The organism is Nocardia sp. NPDC060220, from assembly GCF_042727815.1.
Classification (GTDB): Bacteria; Actinomycetota; Actinomycetes; order Mycobacteriales; family Mycobacteriaceae; genus Nocardia.
This window is the reverse complement of sequence record NZ_JBHWZY010000312.1, coordinates 1-7,254: the sequence shown is the minus strand read 5'-3', so window position 1 is coordinate 7,254 and position 7,254 is coordinate 1. Positions and strand designations below refer to the sequence as shown.

The 7,254-nt window shown below is 69.2% G+C and carries 7 protein-coding genes and 1 pseudogene; all 8 read left to right on the top strand.

What is annotated here, in order from left to right; all coding sequences use genetic code 11:
• A pseudogene (locus tag ACFWF3_RS17620) lies at positions 1-632 on the top strand (hypothetical protein); the annotation flags it as partial.
• A gap of 2 nt (positions 633-634) precedes the next feature.
• Complete coding sequence (locus ACFWF3_RS17615) at positions 635-1,840, top strand: SGNH/GDSL hydrolase family protein (RefSeq protein ID WP_379314480.1); 1,206 nt, start codon at positions 635-637, stop codon at positions 1,838-1,840.
• 197 nt (positions 1,841-2,037) lie between these two features.
• On the top strand, positions 2,038-3,432 hold the full coding sequence (locus tag ACFWF3_RS17610; protein WP_378991447.1) for a sensor histidine kinase: 1,395 nt from the start codon (positions 2,038-2,040) through the stop codon (positions 3,430-3,432).
• Complete coding sequence (locus ACFWF3_RS17605) at positions 3,429-3,839, top strand: roadblock/LC7 domain-containing protein (RefSeq protein WP_378633077.1); 411 nt, start codon at positions 3,429-3,431, stop codon at positions 3,837-3,839. The genes ACFWF3_RS17610 and ACFWF3_RS17605 overlap by 4 nt, the downstream gene beginning before the upstream one ends.
• The gene (locus tag ACFWF3_RS17600; RefSeq protein ID WP_378991448.1) at positions 3,836-4,180 is read left to right on the top strand and encodes a DUF742 domain-containing protein; all 345 of its coding nucleotides are present in this window, start codon (positions 3,836-3,838) and stop codon (positions 4,178-4,180) included. The genes ACFWF3_RS17605 and ACFWF3_RS17600 overlap by 4 nt, the downstream gene beginning before the upstream one ends.
• A 43-nt stretch (positions 4,181-4,223) precedes the next feature.
• Positions 4,224-4,772, top strand: a complete 549-nt coding sequence (locus ACFWF3_RS17595; RefSeq protein ID WP_378633469.1) for an ATP/GTP-binding protein — start codon at positions 4,224-4,226, stop codon at positions 4,770-4,772.
• On the top strand, positions 4,772-6,025 hold the full coding sequence (locus ACFWF3_RS17590) for a cytochrome P450 (protein WP_378991449.1): 1,254 nt from the start codon (positions 4,772-4,774) through the stop codon (positions 6,023-6,025). Before ACFWF3_RS17595 ends, ACFWF3_RS17590 begins: the two co-directional genes overlap by 1 nt.
• The gene (locus ACFWF3_RS17585; RefSeq protein ID WP_379314479.1) at positions 6,022-7,242 is read left to right on the top strand and encodes a cytochrome P450; all 1,221 of its coding nucleotides are present in this window, start codon (positions 6,022-6,024) and stop codon (positions 7,240-7,242) included. Before ACFWF3_RS17590 ends, ACFWF3_RS17585 begins: the two co-directional genes overlap by 4 nt.
• The last annotated feature ends 12 nt before the right edge of the window (positions 7,243-7,254 follow it).

Below are 7,254 nucleotides of genomic sequence, written 5' to 3'. Positions count from 1 at the left end.
CCGAAGCGGGGATCTTCGGCGACCTGCTCGCCCACCTCGGCGCCGAGCGACTCGGCGGCGCCGACGAGATCGTCCTGAGCCATGTCGCCACGCCCGGCGGTGAGGGCTCGCGCGGAAGTATGCGCACCGTCTTCCAGAATCTAGATGTCTTCACCAGTGGCGGCCTGTCTTGGTCCGACGGCGAATTCCACACCGGTCCCCAGCCCCGCCGGACCACCTTCCTACTTCCAGACGAGACGGAACCCATTGCAGTGCTGAAGTTTCCGCAACCCTCCGTGGTGACGATTCCGCGCCACACCCCGGCACGCTCGGTGGAGGGCGTACTCGCGAAGTCGATTTTCGACATCGTCGGCACCGTCACCGAAGCCGATCTGGACGCCGCGCCCGAAACACCGTCGGCCCCGGCCGCGTACTCGATGGTCGTCGACATCCACCGCGACGGCCGGACCCTGCGTGGGATCGGCCGCGGTCCCGACGCCTACCGCAACAGCGCCCAGCTCGCGGTCGAGGTCGCGACGCGAATCGCCGCCGGTGTGGGCAAGCCGGGCGCGCGGTCACCCGCCGAGCTGTTCGAGCCGGTCGAATTCCTCGACGCTCTGGCGGCTTTCGGCATGACATGGTCGCTGCGTTGACGGTGCGCCCGCGGTGGATCGCCGCGCCCGTCGCCGCCGTGGCCGCGCTCATTCTGGTGGCGTTCGGTGCGCGCGACACCGAAACCTCGTGGTCGAGTGCCTGGACGACCGCTGTGCAGTACCCGGTCTACCAGAACTGGTCGGCGATGGGTTTCGCCGATCAGACTGTGCGACAGGTGTTTCGCCTGTCGCAGGAGGGGCCGCAAGTCAGGATTCGGTTGTCGAATCGCTTCGGCGAGTACCCCCTGCCCGTGTCGGCGGCGACGGTGGCCGCCAGCGCGGGCGGAGCGGCGATCGTCCCGGAATCGGTGCGGGGGTTGAGCGTCGGCGGGCAGTCCACCTTCGTGATCGCGCCGGGGGCCGAGGTGATCAGCGACGCGGTGCGCACCGCGGGGTCATCGATCGCGGTCACGCTCTATTTCGACCGACCCACCGGCCCCGCGACTCAGCACGGCCAGTCGCTGGCCACCAGCTACCGAGCGCAGGGCGATCACGCCGACGACCCGTCGGCGGCGCCGTTCACCGACACCTCGCAGTCCTGGTACTACGTGGCGGGCATCGAGACGCTGCGGTCGAGCACCGGCGACGTCACCGTGGCCTTCGGCGATTCGATCACCGACGGCTACCGCTCCACCCCCGACGCCGACCTGCGCTACCCCGACCAGCTCGCGGCGGTAGGCCACCACGGCCCGGTGGTCAACGCCGGAATCAGCGGCAACAGGCTGCTCACCGACTCGACCGTGCTCGGCGACAGCGCGCTGGCGCGGTTCCGTCGCGACGTTCTCGACCAACCGGGCGTCGGCACCGCCGTCGTCCTGATCGGGATCAACGACATCGGCCTGTCGGGCAGTGCGGGCCCGGACGGGGTTGTCTTCCCGCCGGTTTCGACCGAGCAGCTCATCGTCGGATACCGCGACTTGATCGCGCAGGCGCGCGCGGCGGGCGTGCGCATCGTCGGCGCGACCATTCTGCCGTTCGCCGGTTCCGCGTACTACTCGCCGGAGAAGGAACGATTGCGGACCGAGGTGAACACTTGGATTCGGGAGTCGGGCGCTTTCGACACGGTGGTCGATCTCGAACGAGCGCTGGCCACTCCCGGTGATCGCACCCGCCTCGCCGACGCGTTCGACAGCGGTGATCACCTGCATCCCAACGACTCCGGCTACCGAGCCATGGCAACGGTCATCGCACCTGCTCTGGCGACGTGATCGCCGTCTCGCCCCACCTGCCGTGACCAGGCCCGATACTGACCCGTACCCCAACGGCCGGTGAACCCTGATCGGTCGAGTGGCAGGTCGGGCGGGGGCTCGATATGCTCGACTCCGACTTCGAAACAGGCTGCCTTGCTGCGTGTTTGATCGACCACTATGGCAGGGGGCCTGTGAGTACTGCGGAAGTACTGCCGATGGCACAGACAGTAGCTGCGCCGAAGGCGTCCGGCGACAGCGCCGGATCTGTGGTGCTCGGTGCCGGCGTGGCGGTGGTGGCGATCGCCGCGGTGACCGCGGTGTTCACGCCACCGGCCATCGGCATCCCGGTGCTCGCCGCGGCGGTGGCCGCGGCACTGATCGGCTGCCCCGCGGTGTGGTTCGCCCTGCGTCAGCGCGCGCAGGCGCGTGCGAGTCTGGCCGCTGCCCAGCAGGCCGAGCAGCAACTGGCCGCGACCGTGGCCGAGGCGAGCGCGCGCCTGACCCAGGCCGACGAGCACACCGCCGCGTACGCGTGGGAAGCCCAGGAGAACTCGCGCCGGGGCGCGGCGGCACTGGCCGCCTTCGCCGGTGCGGCCGGCCGCATCCAGGCGATGACCACCTCGATGCTGGCCGAACTGCGGGAGATGGAACACCGCCACGCCGACCCGCGAGTGCTCACCGACCTGCTCCACATCGACCATCGCACCGCCCAGGCCGGACGACTGGCCGACAGCATCGCGGTCCTGTCCGGTGCGCGCACCGGCCGCCGATGGGCGAAACCGATCGCGATGGAATCGATTCTGCGCGGCGCGATGGGCCGTGTCGCCGGGTATCAGCGCGTCCGGCTGCGGGCGATCGCCGAGGTCGGCATCGCCGGGCACGCCGCCGAAGGCGTGATGCACACACTGGCCGAACTCCTCGACAATGCCTGCAACTTCTCGCCGCCCACCACCGAGGTGCACGTCTACGCCGCGGAAGTGCCCGCGGGCGTGGTGATCACGATCGAGGACAGCGGCCTGATCATGAGCGATTCCGCGCTGCGCCGCGCCGAATCCGCCGTCACCGGGCGCGATCACAAGGGCAAGGGCGTGGATCTCGCCTCGCTGTCGGGTACCCGGCTCGGCCTCGCGGTGGTCGGGCATCTGGCGCGTAAACACGAACTCACCGTGTCGTATCGGCCGTCGGCGATCGGCGGCACCGCGGTCGTCGTCGTCATCCCGCGCGAGCTCACCGCCCGCGCCGAACGCCGCAGTCGCAATGTGGTGGCGGCGCCACGCTTCGCCGAACCCGCCACGCTGAGCCAGTTCGACAGTCCGATCCCGCGCAGAACCGACACCGGCACCATGGATTTCAGCGAGCCGGCCGGCCAGCACGCGCGACCGGAGACCGACGGCGCGGTCCCGACCTCGCCCTCGCTGCCGAAACGCCGCCGGGGCGACACCCTGGCCCAGGTCCACCCCGAAGGTCTCACCGCCGCACCCGCAGCCAAGGCGGCACCGGCCAAGCCCACTGCCCTCGGTGCCTTCCAGCGCTCCGCGCCGGGCCGCACCAACGCAAGCCACGAACCGGGCAGCGCCGCCGCGGCTCCCGACCCCATGGAGGACCGATGACCACCACCGCCCCCGCCCACCTCGGCTGGCTGCTCGAGAAGCTGCTCGCCCGCACCCCGCGCGCCAGGCATGCCCTGCTGCTGTCCGGCGACGGGCTCAAGATCTGCCACACACCGGAACTCGATGTGGACCGCGCCGATCAGCTGGCCGCCATCGCCGCCGGATTCCAGAGCCTGTCGCACGGGGCATCCGTGGAGTTCGGTGACGGGCGTGGCGGAGTTCGCCAGTCGATGACCGAGTTCTACGGCGGCATCCTGTTCGTGGTCGAGGCGGGGCGCGGCGCGCACCTGGCGGTGGTCGCCGCCGAGGACGCCGATGCCGGTCTGGTCGGCCACACGATGCACGAGCTGGTCGAACAGCTCGGTGAGCATCTGGCTGCCCAGCCCAGACGCGGAGCGATCGAGTGACCAGGGCGGGTCGCGACGACGATCCCGACCGTTTCTATACGCTGACCGGCGGACGCGCCCCCGTAACCGAGGACTTCGACCTGGTCACCCTGGTGGTCAGCGAGTCCGCGCCCACCGCGGGCATGTCCTCGGAGCAGGCCGCGATCCTCGACATGTGCCGGGCGCCGACCGCCGTGGTGGAGATCGCGGCCGAGCTGCGCCTGCCCGTCGGGGTGGCCACGGTCGTGCTGTCGGACCTGCTGGCCTCGGGCAAGATCACGGTGCGCCCACCGCTGTCGGCGGCGATGTCGCTGGACGCTTCCACCCTCGAGAAGGTGCTCGTTGGACTTCGCAAGCTCTGAGAACGTGCCCGAGCGGGCTCGAGCGCCGCTGCACAGCACGGCAATGCACGGGTTGAAGATCGTGGTGATCGGCGGATTCGGTGTCGGCAAAACGACACTGGTGCGCTCGGTGAGCGAGATCCGGCCCCTCGACACCGAAGCCACGATGACCGACGTCGGGGCAGGTGTCGACGACACCAGCGGTGTGCCCGGCAAGTCGACCACCACCGTCGCCTTCGACTTCGGCCGCATCACCCTCGACGACGAACATGTGCTGTATCTGTTCGGAGCTCCTGGTCAGCAGCGGTTCTGGTTCCTGTGGGACCGGCTGTTCGCCGGTGCGCTCGGCGCGATCGTGCTGGTCGACCAGCGCCGGATCAGCGACTCCTGGTACGCGATCGACCGGCTCGAACATCAGGGCACTCCGTTCGTGGTCGCCTGCAACGACTTCGGCGATTCCCATTCGCCCGGAGCGGTGCGTGACGCGCTCGATCTCGATCCGGCGGTGCCGCTGGTGATGTGTGACGCGCGCTCGCGCGAATCGAGCAAGCAGGTGCTGATCACGTTGGTCGAGCACCTGTATTCCGCTGTCCCGCAGGGAGAAACCGTCTGATGAGCACACCGACCGGCGCCTGCCCGATCACCGGCGCGGTGCCGTTGAGCGGGCCCGAGTTCCACATCGAACCGCACGAGGTCTACCGGCGGATGCGCCGCGACCACGGCCCGGTCGTCGAGGTAGAGCTGCCGGGCGGTTTTCCGGCGTGGCTGATCATCGGCTATCGCGAACTGCACCAGGTGACCAGCGATCCACTGCTGTTCCCGCGCGATGTGTCGCTGTGGAATCAGTGGGGCCGGGTTCCAGAGGACTGGCCGCTGCTGCCGATGATCGGGCACCCGATGCCCTCGATCTACTTCACCGCGGGCGCCGAACACCGCAGGCACCTGGCGATGGTGGAACCGGCACTGGACGCGGTGGATCACTTCGAATTGCGCAGAGCCTGTGAGGAACTGGCCGACCGTCTCGTCGACGGGTTCTGTGGGCGCGGCAGCGCCGACCTGATCGCCGAGTTCGCGGTGCCGCTGCCCGCGCTCGCGCTGGCGCGCATCCTCGGTCTGCCCGACATCGATGCCGCAGACCTCGCCCTGGCGATGAAACAGCTCGCCGACGGTGGCGCCGACGCCCAGTCCGGGCACGCCCGCTTCGCCGAGCACATGGCCCGCCTGGTCGCGGCGAAAAGGGCACGTCCCGCTGGGGATCTGGCCTCGATGATGCTGGCCGACCCCGAGCCGTTCACCGACGAGGAATACATGAACGACCTGATGGCGATCGCCGCCGCGGGTCACCTCACCACCGCCGACTGGCTCGGCAGCTCCATGCGGTTGATGCTCACCGACGACCGGTTCGCGAACGCGCTCGGCGGTGGCAGGCGCAGTGTCGGTGAGGCCATGAACGAGGTGCTCTGGGAAGAGGGTCCCACCTCGATTCTGGCGGGGCGCTGGGCAGCGCGCGACACCCGTCTCGCCGACAAGACGATTCGTTCGGGCGACCTGCTGCTGCTCGGTCTCGCGGCCGCGAATCTGGATCCGCATGTGCGCCAATCGTTTACCGATGGCGGCTCGGTACCCACCGGCAACAACGCGCACTTCGCGTTCAGTTACGGTGAATATCGCTGCCCTTTCCCGGCGCAGCAGATCGCCGAGATCATCGCGAGGACCGGGATCGAGGTGCTGCTCGACCGGCTGCCCGATGTCGACCTCGGGGTGCCCGCCGACCAGCTCACCCGGCGACCTTCGGCTTTCCTTCGGGGCATGACCGCACTGCCCGTTCGTTTCACACCAGTTCGACCCGTCGGAGGTTTCTCGTGAGCTCGCCATGCCCTTTCGCCATCGACCCCATGGTCGGTGACCTCAACGGGGAAACCGCCCGACTTCGAGCACTCGGTCCGATCACCCGGATCGACCTGCTCGGTGTGCCCGCCTGGACGATCACCGATCACGCCCTCGCGCGTCAGCTGACCACCGACACCCGGCTGGTCAAGGACATCAACGCGTGGTCGCTGTATGCCGACGGCGTGGTGACCACCCAGTGGCCGCTGATCGGGATGGTCCTCGTCGACCGTTCGATGTTCAGCGTCGACGGCGCCGAGCACCGCCGGTTGCGGCTCAAGACGGCCCAGGCACTGGCCCCGCGGCGGCTGGAAGAGCTACGCCCGGTGATCGAACAGCTGACCGCCGACCTGCTCGACGACCTCGAAACCGCCGGCGCCGACGGCGCTGCCGTGGACCTCAAGGAGGTCTTCGCCTACCCGCTGCCGATGCGCGTGGTCGGCGACCTGATGGGCGTCGCGCGCGAAGACCACGCGCAGCTGCTCGAGTGGTACAAGAAGTTCTTCTCGGTGATGACCCCGCAGGACGAGCGCCTCGAGGTGATCGGCGGCCTCGATGTGTACTTCACCGACCTGGTCCGGCAGAAGATCGCCGACCCGGCCGATGATCTGACCTCGGCGTTCGTCACCGCCGACGAGGGCGGCGAGCCGCTCACCGAGGAAGAGGCGATCGGCAACATCAAGGCCCTCGTCGCCGCGGGCCACGAGACCACCGTCAGCCTGATCATCAACACCGTGCGCGCGCTGCTCGCCGAACCCGAGCAGCTGGCGAAAGTCCTTGCCGGGGACGTGGAGTGGAAGCAGGTCATCGAGGAATCGCTGCGCTGGGACGGCCCGGTCTCGCACCTGCTGATGCGTTTCGCCACCGAGGACATCGTTGTCGGCGACACCGTGATCGCCAAGGGTGAGGGCGTGGTGATGTCCTACCGTGCCGTCGGCCGCGACACCGCGGTGCACGGCGAGACCGCCGACGAGTTCGACGTGACCCGCCCGACCGCCAACCGCCACTTGGCCTTCGGCTACGGCCCGCACATCTGCCCCGGCGCCGCGCTGTCGCGTCTGGAAGCCGCGATCGCGCTGCCCGCGCTGTTCGCCCGCTTCCCGAAGCTGCGCCTTGCCGTGCCCGACAGTGAGATCGGCAACCTGCCGGTGCTCACGCAGAACGATCTGGCCGCGCTGCCGATCATCCTGAACTGACCGGCGACGCGT